We start from the raw sequence: 20,078 nt of genomic DNA on the forward strand, positions 1-20,078 counted from the left end.
GCGGGCGTTGTATGATTTCGGCCTTCTACGTTTGGAACACCGCAATGCTGCCTTCTATCGAACAACGCCTCGCCCTCGAACTGGCTGCCAAACCGGCCCAGGTCGCCGCCGCCATCGCCTTGCTGGACGAAGGCGCCACCGTCCCGTTCATCGCCCGCTATCGCAAGGAAGCGACCGGCGGCCTGGACGACACCCAGCTGCGCAACCTCGAAGAGCGCCTGCGCTACCTGCGCGAGCTGGAAGAACGCCGCGCAGCGATCGTCAATTCGATTAGCGAGCAAGGCAAGATGACACCGGAGCTGCTAGATGCGGTCATGCACGCAGAGGACAAGACCCGGCTGGAAGACCTTTACCTGCCTTACAAGCAAAAACGCCGCACCAAGGCCCAGATCGCCATCGAAGCCGGCCTGGCCCCGCTGGCCGACGCCCTGCTGGCCGACCCGACCCTGAACCCTGACGAACAGGCCGCCGGCTACCTGCGCGAGGCCTTCGAGACCGCCGACGGCAAGAACCCGGGTGTGGCCGACGCCAAGGCTGCCCTGGACGGCGCGCGCCAGATCCTGATGGAACGCTTCGCGGAAGACGCCACCCTGCTGCAATCGCTGCGCGAATATGTGCAAGAGCATGGCGTAGTTGAATCGAAAGTTGTTGAGGGAAAGCAAGAAGAGGGCGAAAAGTTCGCCGATTACTTCGATTATTCCGAGCCCCTGGCCGCCGTGCCGTCGCACCGGGCGCTGGCACTGTTGCGCGGACGCCGCGAAGGCATGCTAGACGTGACCCTGCGCCTCGATTCCGAAGAGGAAAAACCGAAATGGGATGCGCCGCATAACCCTTGCGAGAGCCGCATCTCGGCCCGTTTCGGCATCAAGCAGGCCGGCCGCCCGGCCGACAAATGGCTGGCCGACACCGTGCGCTGGACCTGGCGCGTGAAATCCTTCATGCACCTGGAAACCGAACTGATGGGCGCCCTGCGCGAAAAAGCCGAGCTGGACGCCATCAATGTTTTCGCTACTAATTTGAAAGCCTTGCTGCTGGCGGCGCCGGCCGGCCCGCGCGCCACCATGGGCCTGGACCCTGGCCTGCGCACCGGCGTGAAAGTTGCCGTGGTCGATGCCACCGGCAAGGTTGTGGATACCGCCACCATTTATCCACACCAGCCGCGCAACGACTGGCACGGCGCGCTGCACACCTTGTCGCAATTGGCTGCCAAGCATGGCGTGCAGCTGGTCTCGATCGGCAACGGCACCGCGTCCCGCGAAACCGACAAGCTGGCGCAGGACCTGATCAAGCAATGCCCCGAGCTGAAGCTGACCAAGATCGTGGTGTCGGAAGCCGGCGCATCGGTCTACTCGGCCTCCGAGTATGCCTCGCGCGAACTGCCGGAGCTGGACGTATCTCTGCGCGGCGCGGTTTCGATCGCACGCCGCCTGCAAGACCCGCTGGCCGAGCTGGTGAAGATCGATCCGAAATCGATCGGCGTGGGCCAGTACCAGCACGACGTCTCGCAAACCCAGCTGGCGCGCTCGCTGGATGCAGTGGTTGAAGACTGCGTGAACGCCGTCGGGGTCGACGTGAATACCGCTTCCGCACCGTTGCTGGCGCGCGTGTCCGGCTTGTCCGCCAGCGTGGCGCAAAGCATCGTGAGCTACCGCGACATGAAGGGCGCCTTCGCTTCCCGCGCAGCATTGAGGAACGTGCCGCGCCTGGGCGACAAGACTTTCGAGCAAGCGGCCGGCTTCCTGCGCGTGATGGGCGGCGAAAATCCGCTGGACGCGTCGGCGGTACACCCCGAGTCCTACCCGCTGGTCGAAAAGATCCTGGCCGACATCCAGAAGGATGTGCGCGGCGTGATCGGCGAAAGCAAGCTGCTGAAAGCGCTGTCGCCGGCCAAGTATGCCGACGACAAGTTCGGCGTGCCGACCGTGACCGACATCATCAGGGAGCTGGAAAAGCCGGGCCGCGACCCGCGTCCTGAGTTCACCACCGCCACTTTCAAGGAAGGCGTGGAGGAGATCAGTGACCTGCGTGCCGACATGATCCTGGAAGGCGTGGTGACCAATGTGGCCGCCTTCGGCGCCTTTGTCGACATCGGCGTGCACCAGGATGGCCTGGTGCACATCTCCGCCCTGTCGAACACCTTCGTCAAAGACCCGCATACGGTGGTGAAAGCCGGCCAGGTGGTGAAGGTCAAAGTGCTGGAAGTGGACGTCAAGCGCAAGCGTATCGCGCTGACCATGCGCCTGAGCGACAGCGCGCCGGCGGCCGGCTCACGGCCGGAGCAGCGCGGCGACCGCAACGATCGCCGCGCCATGGGCCAGCAGCAGAAGCAGCAGGCGCGCGAGCCGGCCCAGCAAAGTTCCATGGCCGCTGCTTTCGCCAAACTGCGCGGCTAAACGAAAGTCAGTGCCAGGTCTGTCATTCGGACAGCTGGCACCGGCTTGCGGCGGCGGGACATGACCTGTGTCATCAGGTCAAGCGTCGTTTCGCGGTAAAATGGCCGGATTCCAATCCTTAGCAGTGAGAATGCAATGAGCGACGTACAAACCTGGATCAAAGAAACCGTGACCAACACCCCTGTCGTGCTGTTCATGAAAGGCACCGCCCAGTTCCCTCAGTGCGGCTTCTCGGGCCGTGCCATCCAGATCCTGAAAGCGTGCGGTGTTGAAAACATCGCCACCGTGAACGTGCTGGACGATCCGGAAGTGCGCCAGGGCATCAAGGAATACTCGAACTGGCCGACCATCCCGCAACTGTACGTGCGCGGCGAGTTCATCGGCGGCTCCGACATCATGTCCGAGATGTATGAATCCGGCGAACTGAAGGCCCTGCTGGACAACAATGGCTGATCGCCCGCAGCGGCTGGTCATCGCCATCACCGGCGCTACGGGCGCCGTGTATGGGGTGCGGCTGTTGCAGCACCTGCGCAAGATCGAAGGCGTCGAGACGCATCTAATCATCTCCGACGCCGCGGTCCTCACCCTCCACCAGGAAACCGGCCTGCAGCGCAAGGAAGTCGAAGCACTGGCCCATGTCGTCCATAAGCAGAACAATATCGGCGCCTCCATCGCCAGCGGCTCGTTCCAGGCCGACGGCATGGTGATCGCCCCCTGCTCGATGAAAACCCTGGCTTCCGTCGCGCATGGCCTGTCGGACAACCTGATTGCCCGCGCCGCCGACGTAATGCTGAAAGAGCGCCGCCGCCTGATACTGATGGTGCGCGAAACACCTTTCAATCTTGCGCACCTGCGCAATATGACCGCCGTCACCGAAATGGGCGGCATTATCTTCCCGCCATTGCCAGCTTTCTACCACCAGCCGGCAACCATTGATGAAATGGTGGACCACACCGTGGCGCGCGTCATCGACTTATTCGGCATATGTCACAATCTGGCCCCTCGCTGGAATGGCATGACCCCCTGAAAACATGCGCCTTCGCGGGCCAGTGTATCAAGTTTGTTACAAAGTGGTATGGTCGTTTGTGACATGGCAGGACGCCATGCCGGCAGTATCAAAAACATCATTCTGATACATCGGGAAGACGCGCCGGGAGCCGGCGCGCTAAGTGAAACCCTGAGCTAAATTTGCAAGCTTTTTGCCCTGTTTTGCGCAGGACAAATGGTGTCTTTCTGTTACTTTTGGTAGTTGACCCGCACCAGCATGCGAATAAATTCGCGCGCAATTTGCTTGTGGTGATCGTCCAGCCGTTGCAAATCAGCGATCAATTTCACGTCGGCCGACTCGAAGCGGGCCAGGTTGCTGCCGTTCGTGTCCCCATTATGGTGCTCGATTTCGGCACCGCCAAAGCGCAGCCATTCCGCAGGAACGCCCAGCCACTGCGCAATCATGCGCAGCTTTTCCTGGGTCGGAATTGCCTCGCCAACCAGCCATTTCCGGGCCGCGTGGACCGTAATCGGCCTGCCCTCAAACCTGATATTGAACTCCCTCGCCAGCCTGGTCGGGCTGTCCGGCGAGTAGTGGGCATTTTTTAAAGCCTGCTGGAGTCGCTGGCTAAAGCTTTCACGTTCGTTTGAAGAATTCATAGTTGCACTATTTCATGTCACAACATGAATGTCAGTCTCTAGAACCATCAGACCAATTGTGACAATTGTAGATAACAACAATTAACAATTAGCACTACAGACTGTTCGATTTCCCGCTCTGCTGGCCCGAATTTCTTTCGGCCAAACCGCATATAAGTAGCAGAATCTACTTGTCAGGACGACAAGCAATCGATTACAACTTTAGAAATAAAGTTGACTGGCGACTACAAACCTAGGGGGCTGTCTTTGTTGTCGACCGGTCGGCTGGTATTACAGACCGACGGTAACTTTATGCGCCTTTTATGAATTTGATGATGCCGTCATTTCCGGTAACCTGGCGCACGTTACCATCCCGCCACAGCTTGTGAAGATGCGCCAGCGCTTCCCCCAGCGCGAAGCTGAGCTGGTGGGCATCCAGCGGACGGCGGAACATGAGTGGTACTACCTCGGCCGCGGAGCGCGGCTGGCCGGCACAGGCGGCCAGCACCTCGGCCAGGCGCGCATCGTGGTGATCGCGCAGCTGCTGGATGCGGGTGTGCAGGCCGCGGAACGGGCGGCCATGCGAGGGCAGCACCAGCACGTCCTCCGGCAAGCCGGCGAAACGCTGCAGCGAGTCGAGGTATTGCTGCAAGGGGTTGGCTGCCGGCTCGACGGCAAACACCGAGATATTGGTGGAAATGCGCGGCAGGACCATATCGCCGGAAACCAGCACCTTGCGCTGCTCGCAGTACAAGGCGGCGTGCTCGGGGGAGTGGCCAAACCCGGTGATGACGCGCCAGCTGCAGCCGCCGGCGGTGAAGGACTGGCCATCCTGCAGGCGTACATAGGAGGCCGGCACCGACGGCACCAGCGACGGGTAGTAGCTCTTTCGCGAACGCATTTTCTCCAGCATGTCGGGATCGGCCAGGCCGTGGCGCTCGAAATGCGGTACCGCGGACGGGCCATCCACGCCCGGCAAGCCTGCCGACATCATGCGCGCAAAGGCGTATTCGCCGGTCGTCATCCAGAGCGGGATGCCAAAGCGCTGGCACAGCCAATCCGCCAGCCCGACATGGTCAGGATGACAGTGAGTGGCCACTACGCGCTGCAGCGGCTGGCCCGACAGCGGCCCGGCCAGCACGGCATTCCAGGCCTCCTTGCTGGCATCCAGCGCCACCCCGCAATCGACCGCGGTCCAGCCGCCGGCTTCGCGCAGCAGCCACAGGTTGATGTGGTCCAGGGCAAAGGGCAAGGGCAGCCGCATCCACGCCACGCCGGGCGCGACTTCGAGCACGCTGCCGCTGGCCGGCAGGGTGTCGCCAAATGGATAGTCAAGCTGGGATTCGAGCGGGTTCATGGCGTACAATAGATTGACGTTACGTAAACGGAAGATCCATTGTAAGCCATGCCGACCTACACCATCACCGAACTGGCCCGCGAGTTCGACATCACCCCGCGCGCCATCCGTTTCTATGAGGATCAGGGCCTGTTGAGCCCCTCGCGCGAAGGCGCCGGCGGCCGCAACCGCGTGTATACGCCACGCGACCGCACCCGTCTCAAGCTGACCCTGCGCGGCAAGCGCATCGGCCTGTCGCTGAGCGAGATCAAGAGCCTGGTCGACATGTACGAGTCGCCCAAGGACACCGAAGCCCAGATGAACCGCTTCCTGGGCGTATTGTCGCAGCACCGCGAGACGCTGGAACAACAGCGCGAAGACATTGAAATGTCGCTGCAAGAGATTGCCACCCATGAGGAAGAGTGCAAGCGCCTGCTGGCGGCTCTTGCCGAAAAGCAAACAGCTGGTTGACGTTTACGTTAACGTCACTCAAGCGTATCATTTGCGCTTCAATACCCAACACCAATAGAGGAAGACATGCTCCATCTCCCAGGCCTGACCTTTGATCACGGCGAAGACATCGCCGCCCTGCGCGAAGCGGTTCAGCAGTTCGCCGCCGCCGAAATCGCCCCGCGCGCTGCTGAAATCGACCGTACCGACCAGTTCCCGATGGACCTGTGGAAGAAGATGGGCGAACTGGGCTTGCTGGGCATTACGGTCGGCGAAGAATACGGCGGCTCCAACATGGGCTACCTGGCCCATATCATCGCGATGGAAGAGATTTCGCGCGCTTCGGCCTCGGTCGGCCTGTCCTACGGCGCCCACTCCAACCTGTGCGTCAACCAGATCAAACGCAACGGCACCGAAGAACAGAAGAAGAAATACCTGCCGAAGCTGATTTCGGGCGAGCACGTCGGTGCGCTGGCCATGTCCGAGCCGAACGCCGGTTCCGACGTGGTGTCGATGAAGCTGCGCGCCGACTGCAAGGGCGACCGCTGGGTGCTGAACGGCACCAAGATGTGGATCACCAACGGCCCGGACGCCGACACCCTGGTGGTGTACGCCAAGAACGACCTGGAAGCCGGCCCGCGCGGCATGACCGCCTTCCTGATCGAGAAGGGCTTCAAGGGCTTTTCGATCGCCCAGAAGCTGGACAAGCTGGGCATGCGCGGCTCGCACACCGGCGAGCTGGTCTTCGAAGACTGCGAAGTGCCGGCCGAGAACGTGCTGGGCGGCCTGGGCAAGGGCGTCAACGTGCTGATGTCCGGCCTGGACTTCGAGCGCACCGTGCTGTCCGGCGGCCCGCTGGGCATCATGTCGGCCTGTATGGATGCCGTGGTGCCATACATCCACGACCGCAAGCAGTTCGGCCAGCCGATCGGCGAATTCCAGCTGATGCAGGGCAAGCTGGCGGACATGTACTCCACCATGATGGCCTGCCGCGCCTACGTCTACGCCGTGGGCCAGGCCTGCGACCGCGCCACCTCGCCCGAGCAGGTACGGGCACTGCGCAAGGATGCCGCCGGCGCCATCCTGTACTCGGCCGAGAAGGCAACCTGGATGGCCGGCGAAGCGATCCAGACCCTGGGCGGCAACGGCTACATCAACGAGTACCCGGTCGGCCGCCTGTGGCGCGACGCCAAGCTGTACGAGATCGGCGCCGGCACCAGCGAGATCCGCCGCATGCTGATCGGCCGCGAACTGTTCGCCGAAACCAAGTAAGCGGGCACCGCCGCAAGGCCGCCATGATCCACGCCGCCTTCCCCAAGCTGCTGTCGTCGCAAATCGCGTTCGACATCGCGCGCACCATCCGCGAGGGGTTCGACAAGCACTACCGCCTGTTCCGGCAGGCGGCGCAGGCGGCCAAGCGGCATTTCGAGCAGGGCGACTGGGCGGTGGCCCAGGTCGCCGCGCGCGAACGGATCGACTTTTACGACAAGCGCGTGCAGGAATGCGTGCAGATGCTGGAGGACGAGTACGACCCGTCCGAGCTGACCGATGAAGTGTGGCGCGAACTCAAGCTGCATTACATCGGCATGCTGTCCGGCCACAAGCAGCCGGAGCTGGCGGAAACCTTCTTCAACTCCGTCTGCTGCAACATCCTGCACCGCTCATACTTCCACAACGAGTTCATTTTCGTGCGCCCGGTCGTCTCGACCGAGTACATCGACACTGAAGAAGTGGCGCCGACCTACCGCGTGTACTACCCGGGCAAGGATGGCCTGACTTTCACGCTCAAGCGCATCGTCACCAACTTCCAGCTGAATACTGCGTTCGCCAACCTGTCGCGCGACGTGGCGCTGGTGGAAGAGCGGCTGTCCGACCTGTTTGGCGAGCTGGAACCGAATGCGCAGATCCAGGTCCTTTCGAGCCTGTTTTTCCGCAACAAGGGCGCTTACATCGTCGGCCGCGCCATCAACGGCAGCCGCGAGCTGCCTTTTGTGGTCCCCATTCTTCACAATAAGAACAGGCAGCTGGTGCTGGATGCCGTGCTGACCGAGCAGCAGGACATCGTGCTGCTGTTCTCTTTCACGCGCGCCTACTTCCTGGTCGACATGGAAGTACCGTCGGCCTATGTGCAGTTCCTGCGCAACCTGCTGCCGCTCAAGCCGCGCAGCGAGATCTACACCATCCTCGGCCTGCAGAAGCAGGGCAAGAACGCCTTCTACCGCGACTACCTGCAGCACCTGAAGCACTCGTCCGACCTGTTCGCGATCGCACCCGGCATACGCGGCCTGGTGATGCTGGTGTTTGCGCTGCCGTCCTTCCCATATGTGTTCAAGGTGATCAAGGACTTTTACCCGCCGCCCAAGGAAACCACGCGGGAACAGATCAAGTCCAAATACCTCCTGGTGAAGCACCACGACCGCGTAGGCCGCATGGCCGACACGCTTGAGTACTCCAACGTCGCCTTCCCGCGCAACCGCTTCAGCGAAGAGCTGGTGATGGAACTGAAACACTTCGCCCCATCGCTGATCGAAGAAGAAGGCGACCAGCTGGTGATCAAGCACCTGTACATCGAGCGCCGCATGGTGCCGCTGAACATGTTCCTGTCGCACGCCGACGAAGTGGGCGACGAGGCCGCGCTGGAACACGGCATCCTCGAATACGGCAACGCCATCAAGGACCTGGTGGCGGCCAACATCTTCCCGGGCGACATGCTGTACAAGAATTTCGGCGTCACCCGTCACAAGCGTGTCGTTTTCTACGACTACGATGAAATTGAGTACATCACGGACTGCAACTTCCGTGTCATTCCGGCGCCGCGTAACGAGGAGGATGAAATGTCCGCCGAGCCGTGGTACCCGATCGGCAAGCACGACGTGTTTCCCGAGCAGTTCGACAAGTTCTTGCTCGGCAACGCGAAAATCCGAAAATACTTTATGAAGCACCACGCCGACCTGCTCTCGCCTCACTGGTGGGCCAGGAAAAAAGAGCTGATCGCCAGTGGTGTCATCGAGGACGTGTTCCCGTATCCCCAGCACGTCCGTTTCCGCAACCGAGACTCGCTGCCCGAGGCAGCGAAGCAAGCAACACCATCCCTTTTGGAGACCTTTGAAAATGAATGACCCAATCGTAATCGTCGGCGCCGCCCGTACCCCAATGGGCGCCTTCCAGAGCGACTTCGCCAGCCTGAGCGCCAATGACCTGGGCGCAGTGGCCATCAAAGCCGCCGTCGAACGCGCAGGCATCAAGCCGGAAGCCGTCGAACACGTCTACTTCGGCAACTGCCTGATGGCAGGCCAGGGCCAGGCGCCAGCACGCCAGGCATCGATCAAGGCCGGCCTGCCGGTTTCCGCCGGCGCCGTGACCCTGTCCAAGATGTGCGGTTCCGCCATGCAGGCAGCGATCTTCGCCTACGATGCACTGGCAGCCGGCAGCGCGGAAGTGATCGTGGCAGGCGGCATGGAATCCATGACCAATGCCCCTTACCTGATTCCCAAGGCACGCGGCGGCTACCGCATCGGCCACGGCATGATGTTCGACCACATGATGTACGACGGCCTGGAAGACGCCTACACCCGCGACGCCAAGACCGGCCAGGGCCGCTCCATGGGCACTTTCGCCGAGCAGTGCTCCGCCGCCTACAAGTTCAGCCGCGAAGCGCAGGACAACTTCGCCATCGAATCCGTCAAGCGTGCGCAGGCTGCGCAGGCATCCGGCGCCTTCAATTGGGAAATCGCCCCGGTAACCGTGTCCGGCCGCGCCGGCGACGTGGTGATCGACAAGGATGAAGGCCCGCTGAAAGCCAAGATCGAAAAGATCCCGGCGCTGAAGCCAGCCTTCGCCAAGGACGGCACCATCACCGCCGCATCGTCCTCCTCGATCAACGACGGCGCCGCTGCCCTGGTCATGATGCGCGAATCCACCGCCAAAAAGCTGGGCGCCACCGTGATCGCCAAGGTCACCGGCCACGCCACCAACTCCCTGGTGCCGGAACAGTTCACCACCGCCCCGGTGGGCGCGATCCAGAAGCTGCTGGCCAAGACCGGCTGGAAAGCCAGCGACGTTGACTTGTTCGAAATCAACGAAGCCTTCGCCGCCGTGCCAATGGCAGCGATGCACGACCTGGATATCCCGCACAGCAAGGTCAACGTGCACGGCGGCGCCTGCGCCCTGGGCCACCCGATCGGCGCCACCGGCGCGCGCATCATCACCACCCTGATCGGCGCACTGAAAGCCAAGGGCGGCAAGAAGGGCGTGGCGGCACTGTGCATCGGCGGCGGCGAAGCCACTGCCATGGGCATCGAGCTGGTGTAAGCACGATGGCGCTGGCACTCGTGATCGGCGCCTCGCGCGGCATCGGCCTGGAACTGGTTCGCCAGTACCTGGCCGATGGCTGGCGCGTAATCGCCACGGCCCGCAGGAAGGAAGATGTCGCCATGCTGGCCGGCATGGGTGCCGAAGCCCATAAGCTGGACGTCACGAACGTGGAAGCCGTGGCCGGCATGGGCTGGAAACTGGACGGCGAAGAGCTGGACGTCGCCATCCTGAACGCCGGCGTCTACGGACCGCGCACCGACGGCTTCCCGATGCAGGCGGACTTCGACGCCGTCATGCACATCAACGTACTGGGTGCGATGCGGCTGCTGCCGATCATCGCACCGCTGGTATGCGCCGGGCGCGGCAAGCTGGCCGTGATGTCCTCGCGCATGGGTTCCCTCAGCGAGCGCCAGGGTTCCGGCGGCTCGCTGTACCGCGCCAGCAAGGCGGCGCTGAACTCCGTGCTGGTCGACACCGCCCACCAGTTCGGCCCGCAAGGCGCCACTTGCGTCGCCCTGCACCCGGGCTGGGTGCGCACCGACATGGGCGGCGCCGGCGCCGCGCTGTCGGCCGAAGAAAGCGTGCGCGGACTGCGCCAGGTGCTGGCCGAACTGCCGGCATCCGAACAAGCCGTCTACCGAGACTACGACGGTTCACCGATAGGCTGGTAACAGCCGAGCCCGTGGCAACCCTGGGGTCAGACCCCACGGTTGCCACGGCCCCAGCCGTAGAGAAAGATAACAATGATCCTCAACGAACAACACGAAATGATCCGCGACGCGCTGCGTGCGTTTTCGCAGGAACGCCTGGCACCTCACGCAGCGCGCTGGGACAAGGAGCATCACTTCCCGAAAGACGAGCTCAAAGAGCTGGCCGCGCTGGGCGCCTTCGGCGTCGCCGTGCCGGAAGAACTGGGCGGCGCGGGCCTCGATTACGTTTCGCTGGCGCTGGTGCTGGAAGAAATCGCCGCCGGCGATGGCGGCACCTCCACCGTCATTTCCGTGAACAATTGCCCGGTGTGCAGCATCGGCATGATGTACGCAAACGAGCAGCAGAAGCAGCAATGGCTGCGTCCGCTGGCGCAAGGCGAGATGCTGGGCGCCTTCGCCCTGACCGAGCCACATACCGGCAGCGATGCCGCCGCCCTGCGCAGCACGGCCATCCGCGACGGCGATGACTACCTCATCAACGGCACCAAGCAGTTCATTACCTCCGGCAAACATGCCGACGTGGCAATCGTGTTTGCGGTGACCGACAAGGCCGCCGGCAAGAAGGGCATCAGCGCCTTCTGGGTGCCGACCAATACGCCGGGCTACATCGTGGCCGGCATCGAGCACAAAATGGGCCAGCACTCCTCCGACACGGCGCAGATCCTGTTCGAAAACTGCCGCGTACCGGCAGCGAACATGATCGGCGAAGCGGGCCAGGGCTACAAGATCGCCCTGTCCGGCCTGGAAGGCGGCCGCATCGGCATCGCTTCGCAATCGGTCGGCATGGCGCGCTCCGCATTTGAAGCAGCCCTGAAGTATGCGCGCGAACGCGAATCCTTCGGCAAGCCGATCTTCGAGCACCAGTCGGTACAGTTCAAGCTGTCGGAAATGGCGATGCAGCTGGAAGCCGCACGCCAGCTGATCTGGCATGCCGCATCGCTGAAGGACGCCGGCCAGCCATGCCTGAAAGAGGCGGCAATGGCCAAGCTGTTCGCCTCCGAGATGGCGGAACGCGTCTGCTCCGACGCGATCCAGATCCACGGTGGCTATGGCTACACGGCCGACTTCCCGGTAGAGCGCATCTACCGCGACGTGCGCGTGTGCCAGATCTACGAAGGCACCAGCGATATCCAGAAGCTGCTGATCGCCCGCGCGCTGTAAGGCGGCCCGAGCGAGCCAGCGGCGTCCTAGCACACGAACGAAAATCTGCTCCGTCAATGACAAGTTTCAATCGAGCTCATCCTGTTGATACTTTTGAAATAGAATCTCGGATTTCGGTGCTCTCAAGAAACAGATATGGCAATTCTCGGATGGATCAGACTGGGCGATAAGGCATCGTGCGGCGGCAGCGTGGTAGAAGGTGAGCAGACCAGCTTCAGTCATGGCAAGCCCTACACCTTCCACGGCGCCCGCGACGACTGGCGGATGCCCCCTGCTCTCTACCCTGAACGGTATTGATGGGGTAGAAAACCAGTCCGGACAGGAGTCCCATGCCGCGTTTGTGCCGGACGGCCAGGGCAACTGGCGCGGAATGAACCCGCCGCCTTGCCAGCATGAACAGGGCTACGACGAATATTTCGTGCTCCTGGATGAAAAGAGCGGCACGCCTGCCCGCAACCGCTATTACCGGATCACGCTCGCCACCGGGGCCGCCATTGAAGGCTACACCGATGCCGAGGGCCGCACCGAATATGCGGTCACGGACAAGAGCATGCCATTGAAGATCGAGATCGGTCACCAGCATGAAATTCAGGTTGGGGAATAGCCGTGTCGATCGCTGATATTGCAATCCAGTCCGTCGCCAACTCAAAGACCAGCCCCACGCAGAATAAGCAGGGCAAAGTGTGCTATGCCGATGTGTTCAGGCTGACGGACCTGCCAGCCATCATGGACAGCAAGCAGTGGCCGGTATCTGCCGCATTGATGCGCAAGTGGTTCTCATCTCCAGCACACACCATGAGCAGCGCGGAGAAGCAAGGCAAAACAGATGCGCGCGCTTACCCCGCCAACCTGGTCGATACCGGCACGGTCAAGATGAGCTGGGCGCTATCTTTTCCCCGTATCAAAAACCGCTACGAGCAAATCTTCGGTAGCACAGGCCTGTTCAGCTCCAAGCCAGCTGTTTATGAATCGGCTGCGGCACGGAAGGAATTGATCAAGAAGCTCATCAAGGCAGGCAAATTCGGCCTGAGCAGAGAGGCATACGGGGAACTCGGCGCTTCGGTGCTTGAGGTGAGCGATCTCTGGCAGTTTCAATTCCATAAGATCGGCGGCAGGGAATACAATGCCGCCACTTACGGCGAGGCAGCGGCGCGCGAACTATTCCAGAGCGATCCAGGACTGGATGATATGTGGGGCGCGCTGGCTGATACCCTGTTCAAAATAGCGGCAGCCGGTTTCGTAACGCCCAAGTTGAAAGAGTTTGATACTGGCCTCCAGTGTGGCTTCCAGGCAGAGTATTACGAAGTTTCGATTGATACGATCGGCGTCTACCTGCGCGACACCTATGATTTCAATGGCGACCAGTACCTGGGACACTGGAGCAAGTCTTCCGCCCCTTACATCCGCTTGTTTGCAATGGGTGCATCGCGCGGTTCTTGCCCTAACGATTACGTCGAAGTCAGCAACCAACACTTCCGTAGCCACCGTCAAGTGGCCAACAAAGGCGGAGATCTCCTCATTTTCAGCGACGTAGTGCAAACACGACTGAAAAAGCCATTCACCTTCCGGCCCCGAGGAATTACGACGTATTTCTGGCGAAAAGAATTGATAAAGTGATGAAATTGCTGAAGCGCCCCCTGTTCATACTGGCCATCGTGGCAGTCGTGGTCATCATCCTTCGATTAAACGTAAGCTGGATCCGGCCTGCTTATCCGCCGGGGGCGATCCTCACTAATCCCGCCGGGACTTGTGCCCTGGTTGAATATCAATTCAAAGGCGGCGAGCGATGGAACTGGCTCGATCCATATTCCTTGTTCGTCATGGCCGACGGCGATGCTTTCTACCTCGTCAAGAATATCGGCAGCGGAAAAGTGCTACGGGATTCGAGCGCGACAATTCCATCGATCCCCGCCATTTCCCTGGGCCTGGCGGGGATGGGCAATTCTGTCTTCTATTGGAGCCAGGATGGTACTGTCGCAGCATTTCCCGGCGGCGAAGGGCCATATCATGAATGGACCGGAATCGATGAATGCGCAGGAACCCAGCGCCAGCCGAATCTTTCCAGCCTCGACTGCGCAGCCGACAACAAAACAGCGGCCTGCACGGCGTTACGTGCAAGACTTTGAAACCTGGACCGAAAGACGATTCGTCACCGAATGTACTAAATTGTCCAATTTTGTTGAGGTCTGATCCAGACAGGCATAGCTCCGATAAAATGTCCGCCACAAGGAGATAGTCATGGTTCATGTGATGTTGGTAGAAGACGATGAGCGCCTGGCCGAACTGGTCACGGAGTACCTGGCAGGCTACGAGTTCAAGGTCGACGTAGTGCCGCGCGGCGACGAGGCGCTGCCGCGCTTCAAGGCGGCCAATCCCGACGTCGTGGTGCTGGACCTGATGCTGCCGGGCATGGATGGCATGAAGGTCAGCCAGCAAATCCGCGAAATCAGCGACGTGCCGATCCTGATCATGACCGCGCGCGAAGATTCCTACGACGAGGTGTCGCTACTGGAACAGGGTGCGGACGATTTCATCAACAAGCCGGTGCAGCCGCGCGTGCTGCTGGCGCGCCTGCGCGCCCTGCTGCGCCGCCGCCAGGGCAAGGCGGAAGTGGACCATCTGAGCTTCGGCCAGTTGAGCATTGCCACCAGCGACCGCTCGGTCACCTGGCGCGGCCAGCCCTGCCCGCTGTCGAATACGGAATACAAACTGCTGCTGGTACTGGCGGAATCGGCCGGCACGGTGCTCTCGCGCGATGCGCTGCTGAAGACCATGCGCGGCATTGAATTCGACGGCCTGGACCGCTCGATCGACAACTCGATCTCGAAACTGCGCCGCAAATTCGACGATACGGATGGGGAGAAGATCAAGACCGTCTGGGGCGAGGGTTACCTGTTCTCGCCGTCGGCCTGGAATTAAGTCCGCCTATTCGAACAGCGGGGCGATCGCCAGCGGGGTATTCTGGCTGACGACCTGGCCCTGCGCCGACCAGTCGGCAAAGCGGTAGGTGGCGGTGCGATAAGTGCCGAGCGTTTCGCCATCGAAGGCAGGTCCATCCACTACCGGCAGGGGCGCTTCCCGCAACCCATACTTCGCCTGCACCAACGCATCGGCGCGATTCCCGAACACAAAACGAACACCGCTGCATTTCTTCGAGCCGTACGAAGAATCGATGTAGCGCTGATAGGCCAGCGCCTGCTCGCAGGCCGTACGCAGGTCGGCCGACTCGTAAATGCCATCGTTGCGCGCAATGATCGTGACGCGCGGGGCAAAGCGGTAGCTGGCCATGCGCCGGTTCAGCGCCAGCACAGCGTTGTCGTCATAGGCCGCCTTCAGCAGGGGGAACACGGCACGGCCGGTGGCATCCAGCGGCAGGTTAAGCTGGGTGTTCTTGCCGGTCAGGGTCAGGTGCAGCCCCTCCAGCTGCGCCGCAGGATCGCGCGGGCTGACTTCGTAATGGATTTGCAGGAAATTCTTCGGCTTGCCGTATTTGGCGAACACCACCATCTGCTTGTAGGCGTCGCGATAGCTGACCCACTCCTCCTGCGCCTGGACGGCGCAGGTCACCAGCGCCAGGCAGACAGCCGGCAGCGTGGTGCGGAAGAAGGTCAAGGTCTTCATCAGAATCGGTAAGCCAGGGCGGTGGAAACGGAATAGTTGGTGGCGCGCTCGACCAGCGGGCTGTTTTTTGCATCGCCGACCAGGCGGTTGACGGTGGCGCCGGAAGTCAGCATCCAGCTCGGGCCCAGAGCCCAGTTCCAGCGCACGCCGGCACGCACGTCCTGCACGCCAGCGCCGGGACGGTAGGCGCCAGTGGTGCCGGAGCGCTCGGCTTCTTCCTCGGTCACGCCGAACCAGGTTGCGCTATGCGCGCGGTTGGTCACCGAAACGCCGGCCGAGAGCACGACCGTGTGGTGGGGCGCCACATCAACCATCATGTACTGCAAGGCGGTATGCAGGCGCGCGCCATCGCGGTCCCGGCCGCTGCCATAGGTCAGCGTGTTGGTCAGGCGCAGCTTGGGCGAAAGATAATAGTTGAAGAAACCGCCGGCCACGACGCGGCGCTTGATCACGTCCATATCGCGCAGCCGGTTGGAGTCGAACTCCTCGCTCTCATTGAATTCGCCAGGGCGAAAGCTGGTGTGGGCCATGCGCGCACCGGAGCCTTCGGACACGCCGCTGAAACTGAAGGAGACGCCGTCCCGGTCGCGGCGCGGCGACAGCGCCAGCATCGGGCCGAATTCCATCGATGGGGACTGCGACAGGTGCCAGCCAAGGGCGGTGCCGGATACGAAAATGCCATTGCTCCACTGGACCTGGAGCACCGGCAGGGCCAGGGTGCGGTTATCGCTCGCCCCGTCGTAACGGGGCACGGACTGCACGCCAATGCCGATATACATGTCCCGGCTGCCATCCGGCATCGGATTGGTGGCTGGCGTCTGCGCAGCTACCGTGCTGCAGGCGCTGGCAATGGCGAATAACAGGTACTGTCGCATATTGAAGGTCTACGTTTGGGAATGGCGGACATTGTAATTGCAATACCTTCCCAAGCCGCTAAAACGCTCAGCTCCCTATCTCAAATTCGTTGCGAATTCACCCAAGCGGTAGCGTAATCATATGAAAAACGACCGCCGGAATCCGCCGTGAGCTGTACGCTTTTTGTCGCAAATTTGTACGCCGGATTCGCTGCAGGTCCTTGTTTCTTATACAATACGCCTTGATGAATCGCCTGTTCTTCCGTTTTTTCATACTGGTGATGCTGTCCATCAGTGCGGCGGCATTCATCGTCTATTTCGCGATCAACCGGCTGTTCGGCGACCCCCTCGACTCGATTGCGCGGCGCCAGGCGGCGGCCCAGATTTTCCTCCTTGAGCAGTACATCGACCAGGCGCCGGCCGACCAATGGCTGGACCGCCTGAACAAGGTGCGCGAAGTGTCCGGCGTGCGCTTCGAGCTGGTGCCGCTGGGGGACGTGCGCAAGCAGTTATCCGGCATCGACGCGGCCGGCTTCGAGCGCGGCGACGTGGTGCTCGATATCGGGCGCAAGGCGTTTTACCGGCGCGTCGACCTGATTGGCGAGCGCTATATCGGCAGTAATGAAGAAGCGCTGATAGCGCAGGACCTGCCGATCGATATCGGCTTTGCGCTGTCGATGGAAGCGGTGCGCTACCTGATTGTGGCCCTGGTGCTGCTGATACCGATCGCGGTCTGGTCACGTGCTCACTGGCAGGGACTGCAGCAGCTTTCCGATGTGGCGGACCGGTTCGGTGGAGGCGAGCTGGGCGCACGGGCGCATATGGAGCCCAAGGACAGCATCTACCCGCTGGCGGAACGCATCAACCACATGGCCGACCGCATCGAACGCCTGCTCGATTCGCAGCGCAACCTGCTGCATTCGGTGGGACATGAGATACGCACCCCCATCGCACGGCTGGAGTTTGCGCTGGAGCTGCTGCGCGATGCGGCCGCAAACCCGGCGCTGGACAAGCGCATCAACGCCATGGAAGGCGACCTGCGCGAATTGAAAGAGCTGGTCAATGAGCTGCTTGGCATGACCCGCCTGGATGCCGAGGCGCACCTGGAGCGCCGGCCATTCGATCTCGGATCGGCGCTGGCCCATTGCCGCGAGACCCTGCCGCCCTGCGAAGGCATGCTGCTGGAGATGGAGCTTGGCAGCGCCCTGGGCCAGTTCAGCGGCGACCAGCGCCTGCTGGAACGGGCGGTCGGCAACCTGCTGCGCAATGCGCTCAAATACGGCACGCGCTCGGTGCGCCTGGGCGCGACGCGGATTGGCAACGCGGTGCAGGTGGTGGTCGAGGACGATGGTCCCGGCATCCCGCATGCCGAGCGCGAACGCATTTTCGAACCCTTCTACCGGCTGGACCGCAGCCGCGACCGCAATACCGGCGGCTTCGGCCTGGGCCTGTCGATTGCGCGCAAGGCAGTGCAACTGCATGGCGGCACCCTGGTGGCCGGCAGTTCCGCACTGGGCGGGGCGCGCTTCACGATAACCTTGCCCGGCTAGCAGGCGGTCTTGGTTTGCAGGCGGTGCGGCGCCTTGTTCTGCTCCCCGCGGCCCACCCGCTCGAACTCGGATATGACCTGGGCGCCAAACAGCAGCAGGGTAGCGCCGATCTCCAGGCTGAACATGACGACGATGGCGGTGGTCATCGAGCCGTACACCAGGTTCACCTGCGACAGCGTGGTGAAGTACCAGACCAGCACATGGCGCGCGACTTCCCACAGGGCCGTAGCGGTGGCGCCGCCGATCAGGGCATGCGACAGGGACAGGCGGCCGACCGGCATCACCAGGTAGATAGAACTCAGCATCAGCACCTCGCCAGCCAGGCCGAGCATGTAGAGCAGGACGCCTGACAGGCCGTGCAGCGACCATTCGTAGCCGAACAGTTGCACGCTTTCCTCGCCGATGACTTGCAGGCTCCCTGCCACCAGGGTCATCACCAACGCGCCGATGCCAAGGAACAGGATGTAACAGTAGGGCAGGATGGCCGATACCAGGTAATGGCGGCGGCGCACCATGGCGCGATGCAGGAAGATGAAGCACATGGCGTTTTCCAGCACCGAGAAGGCCAGCGAGCTAAAGAACAGCATCACCATTACCAGGGCCCAGCCCACCAGCTCACGATGGTCGAGGAAATGGCCGACCTCGGCCACCACGGCCTGAGACTGGCCGGGAATCAGCCACTCCAGATAGCGGCCGATAATCTGCAGCAATTCCTGCTGCGGAATGACGTGGGAAAGCGCGACCACCACCAGCATCAGCAGCGGAACGATGGACAGCAGCGAGTAATAGGCCACGGCGCCGGCCAGCAGCAGCCCCTGGTTGGCCCGAAAACCCCTCAGGCACTGGAGCGCGAAATCCAGGGGATGCGCCAGCACATAGGCCACCGCCTTGTGCTTGAGTATTCGCATCGCCCCATTCTACGCCGAAGTCGAAATGTCCACCTTGGGGTCAGGAACGGAAGTGGACATTTTAGTATGGAAAATGTCCACTTCCGTTCCTGACCCCAAGGTGGACATTCCAGTGCTTTAGGTAACTGCGGGCTCGAGCAGGGTGAGGGTCTGGCGTTCGGTGTCGAGGCGGGCGCGGACGCCCATCGGGATGGTGAACTGGTCGCGGATGTGGCCGAAACTGTATCCGGTGACGGCCGGCACTTTCAGGGGCTTGAGGTGCTGGTCGGTGGTTTCGTCCAGCGTCAGCGAGATGTCGCTGTCTTGCGGGCCGCAGTTCTCGCAAATGCCCAGCATGACGCCGGCGGCATTGCCGAACTTCCGGTTGAGGTGAAGCTGCATCATCATGCGGTCGATCCGGTAGGGCGCTTCGTTGACCTCTTCCAGGAACAGGATGCCGCCTGTGTAATTGCTGGCGTATTCGGTGCCGACCAGGGCACTGACCAGGCACAGGTTGCCGCCCGTTAGCGGGCCTTCACATACGCCGGGCACAACGGTGCGCAGCGCGTAGTGCGGTTCCGCCTCCGCCTTGCGGCTGTTTTCCAGCGCCATCGGGATGGTGTATTCGTCTTCCGGCTGCATCAGCACGTTCAGCAGGTGCGTCAGCGAATAGTCGGAAAAGGTCGACGATGCCAGCGGGCCGTGGAACGTCACCAGTCCGACCTTTTTCTGGATCGCCAGGTGCAGCGCGGTAATGTCGGAGTAGCCGATCAGGATCTTGGGATTGCGGCGGATCAGCCCATAGTCGAGGTGCTCCAGTAACTGGATGCAGCCGGAACCACCACGAATCGCCCAGATCGCCTTCACGTCGGGATCGGCGAACATGGCGTGCAAGTCTTCCAGCCGTTGCCCGGGGACTCCGCCATAGTTGCCAAACACCGCTTCCAGGTTGCGGCCCAGCTTGACCTGGAAGCCCAGCGATTCGATGTTCTTGATCGCCTTGGCAACCGCTTCGGCATCGGTGTGGCCGCCGGGGGCAAGCAGGGCTACGGTATCGCCTGTCTTCAGGCGTGGCGGCTTGACCAGGGCCGTTTTCTTCATGGTTGGCTTTCGGGAAACAGGACGGCCGCCTGCCGCCACCCCGGGGAGCGCGGCAGCGGCCAGGGCGGCCGCGAC

At 61.9% G+C, this 20,078-nt stretch carries 20 protein-coding genes; 14 read left to right on the plus strand and 6 right to left on the minus strand.

The features are described 5' to 3' along the window. Positions 1 to 44 precede the first annotated feature (44 nt). The 3 genes from ACWBU6_RS00985 to ACWBU6_RS00995 all read left to right on the plus strand — a co-directional run bounded on the left by ACWBU6_RS00985 (position 45) and on the right by ACWBU6_RS00995 (position 3,420). Entirely contained in the window at positions 45 to 2,393 is a 2,349-nt protein-coding gene (locus ACWBU6_RS00985) for a Tex family protein (RefSeq protein WP_452647034.1), read from the plus strand. A gap of 135 nt (positions 2,394 to 2,528) precedes the next feature. Beyond that, the gene (grxD, locus tag ACWBU6_RS00990) at positions 2,529 to 2,846 is read left to right on the plus strand and encodes a Grx4 family monothiol glutaredoxin (RefSeq protein ID WP_057265627.1); all 318 of its coding nucleotides are present in this window, start codon (positions 2,529 to 2,531) and stop codon (positions 2,844 to 2,846) included. Beyond that, entirely contained in the window at positions 2,839 to 3,420 is a 582-nt protein-coding gene (locus ACWBU6_RS00995; protein ID WP_452647035.1) for a UbiX family flavin prenyltransferase, read from the plus strand. Before grxD ends, ACWBU6_RS00995 begins: the two co-directional genes overlap by 8 nt. A gap of 209 nt (positions 3,421 to 3,629) precedes the next feature. Here the strand turns inward: ACWBU6_RS00995 and ACWBU6_RS01000 are convergent, their stop codons facing one another. Beyond that, complete coding sequence (locus ACWBU6_RS01000; RefSeq protein WP_452647036.1) at positions 3,630 to 3,845, minus strand: hypothetical protein; 216 nt, start codon at positions 3,843 to 3,845, stop codon at positions 3,630 to 3,632. A gap of 484 nt (positions 3,846 to 4,329) precedes the next feature. Continuing rightward, on the minus strand, positions 4,330 to 5,376 hold the full coding sequence (locus ACWBU6_RS01005) for an MBL fold metallo-hydrolase (RefSeq protein WP_452647037.1): 1,047 nt from the start codon (positions 5,374 to 5,376) through the stop codon (positions 4,330 to 4,332). 48 nt (positions 5,377 to 5,424) lie between these two features. Between ACWBU6_RS01005 and ACWBU6_RS01010 the strand changes: the two genes are divergently transcribed. The 10 genes from ACWBU6_RS01010 (at position 5,425) to ACWBU6_RS01055 (ending at position 14,909) form a co-directional block, all read left to right on the plus strand. Then, positions 5,425 to 5,826 (plus strand): MerR family transcriptional regulator, encoded by a 402-nt coding sequence (locus ACWBU6_RS01010; protein WP_452647038.1) that lies wholly within the window; start codon positions 5,425 to 5,427, stop codon positions 5,824 to 5,826. Between the two features lie 66 nt (positions 5,827 to 5,892). Continuing rightward, positions 5,893 to 7,077, plus strand: a complete 1,185-nt coding sequence (locus ACWBU6_RS01015; RefSeq protein WP_452647039.1) for an isovaleryl-CoA dehydrogenase — start codon at positions 5,893 to 5,895, stop codon at positions 7,075 to 7,077. Between the two features lie 23 nt (positions 7,078 to 7,100). Then, positions 7,101 to 8,924, plus strand: a complete 1,824-nt coding sequence (gene aceK, locus ACWBU6_RS01020; protein WP_452647040.1) for a bifunctional isocitrate dehydrogenase kinase/phosphatase — start codon at positions 7,101 to 7,103, stop codon at positions 8,922 to 8,924. Next, on the plus strand, positions 8,917 to 10,116 hold the full coding sequence (locus tag ACWBU6_RS01025) for an acetyl-CoA C-acyltransferase (RefSeq protein WP_452647041.1): 1,200 nt from the start codon (positions 8,917 to 8,919) through the stop codon (positions 10,114 to 10,116). The genes aceK and ACWBU6_RS01025 overlap by 8 nt, the downstream gene beginning before the upstream one ends. A gap of 5 nt (positions 10,117 to 10,121) precedes the next feature. After that, complete coding sequence (locus ACWBU6_RS01030; RefSeq protein WP_452647042.1) at positions 10,122 to 10,790, plus strand: SDR family oxidoreductase; 669 nt, start codon at positions 10,122 to 10,124, stop codon at positions 10,788 to 10,790. 72 nt (positions 10,791 to 10,862) lie between these two features. Beyond that, on the plus strand, positions 10,863 to 11,990 hold the full coding sequence (locus ACWBU6_RS01035; RefSeq protein WP_452647043.1) for an acyl-CoA dehydrogenase family protein: 1,128 nt from the start codon (positions 10,863 to 10,865) through the stop codon (positions 11,988 to 11,990). A gap of 220 nt (positions 11,991 to 12,210) precedes the next feature. Next, positions 12,211 to 12,594, plus strand: coding sequence for a hypothetical protein (locus ACWBU6_RS01040; RefSeq protein ID WP_452647044.1), 384 nt, complete (start codon positions 12,211 to 12,213; stop codon positions 12,592 to 12,594). Between the two features lie 2 nt (positions 12,595 to 12,596). Beyond that, positions 12,597 to 13,607 (plus strand): DUF6402 family protein, encoded by a 1,011-nt coding sequence (locus tag ACWBU6_RS01045; protein WP_452647045.1) that lies wholly within the window; start codon positions 12,597 to 12,599, stop codon positions 13,605 to 13,607. Then, entirely contained in the window at positions 13,607 to 14,116 is a 510-nt protein-coding gene (locus ACWBU6_RS01050) for a hypothetical protein (protein ID WP_452647046.1), read from the plus strand. Before ACWBU6_RS01045 ends, ACWBU6_RS01050 begins: the two co-directional genes overlap by 1 nt. 112 nt (positions 14,117 to 14,228) lie before the next feature. Continuing rightward, entirely contained in the window at positions 14,229 to 14,909 is a 681-nt protein-coding gene (locus ACWBU6_RS01055; protein WP_452647047.1) for a response regulator, read from the plus strand. 6 nt (positions 14,910 to 14,915) lie between these two features. Here ACWBU6_RS01055 and ACWBU6_RS01060 read toward each other — a convergent pair whose 3' ends face one another. Beyond that, positions 14,916 to 15,611: a hypothetical protein gene (locus tag ACWBU6_RS01060; RefSeq protein WP_452647048.1), complete on the minus strand. Its 696-nt coding sequence runs from the start codon at positions 15,609 to 15,611 to the stop codon at positions 14,916 to 14,918. Then, on the minus strand, positions 15,611 to 16,486 hold the full coding sequence (locus ACWBU6_RS01065; protein WP_452647049.1) for a MipA/OmpV family protein: 876 nt from the start codon (positions 16,484 to 16,486) through the stop codon (positions 15,611 to 15,613). Before ACWBU6_RS01065 ends, ACWBU6_RS01060 begins: the two co-directional genes overlap by 1 nt. A 224-nt stretch (positions 16,487 to 16,710) precedes the next feature. Between ACWBU6_RS01065 and ACWBU6_RS01070 the strand changes: the two genes are divergently transcribed. After that, positions 16,711 to 18,015, plus strand: coding sequence for an ATP-binding protein (locus tag ACWBU6_RS01070; RefSeq protein ID WP_452647050.1), 1,305 nt, complete (start codon positions 16,711 to 16,713; stop codon positions 18,013 to 18,015). Here ACWBU6_RS01070 and ACWBU6_RS01075 read toward each other — a convergent pair. Together ACWBU6_RS01075 and ACWBU6_RS01080 are read right to left on the minus strand one after the other, a co-directional pair. Beyond that, positions 18,012 to 18,923 (minus strand): YihY/virulence factor BrkB family protein, encoded by a 912-nt coding sequence (locus ACWBU6_RS01075; RefSeq protein ID WP_452647051.1) that lies wholly within the window; start codon positions 18,921 to 18,923, stop codon positions 18,012 to 18,014. The genes ACWBU6_RS01070 and ACWBU6_RS01075 overlap by 4 nt on opposite strands. A gap of 117 nt (positions 18,924 to 19,040) precedes the next feature. After that, entirely contained in the window at positions 19,041 to 20,003 is a 963-nt protein-coding gene (locus ACWBU6_RS01080) for a S66 peptidase family protein (protein ID WP_452647052.1), read from the minus strand. Between the last annotated feature and the right edge of the window lie 75 nt (positions 20,004 to 20,078).

The sequence above is a fragment of the Pseudoduganella sp. HUAS MS19 genome (assembly GCF_053615455.1).